1 pseudogene is annotated in these 278 nt (G+C 61.9%); it reads left to right on the top strand.

From position 1 onward, the window contains the following. Window positions 1–278 (top strand): annotated as a pseudogene (locus ACRHNM_RS16670) (F0F1 ATP synthase subunit alpha); the annotation flags it as partial.

The raw sequence follows: 278 nt of genomic DNA, 5'->3' as shown, positions 1-278 counted from the left end.
AATTATCCGGATTCGAAGCGTCCGCCTCCCTGGACGAGGTGGGAACCGTACTCCAGGTAGGAGACGGTATTGCCCGCGTTTACGGGCTTGCCAACGCCCAGTATGGGGAGTTGGTGGAATTCGACGGCGGGCTTGAAGGCATCGTCCTGAACCTGGAAGAGGACAACGTGGGGGTGGTACTCCTCGGTCCGTCCCGCGGGGTGGTCGAAGGGGCCACGGTTAAACGGACCCAGCGGATCGCATCGATCAATGTGGGCGAAGGCATTGTGGGCCGGGTG

The sequence above is a fragment of the Psychroserpens mesophilus genome, from assembly GCF_050617655.1.
GTDB classification, from domain to species: domain Bacteria; phylum Bacteroidota; class Bacteroidia; order Flavobacteriales; family Flavobacteriaceae; genus Psychroserpens; species Psychroserpens mesophilus_A.
This window is presented reverse-complemented; position numbering and strand designations above follow the sequence as displayed.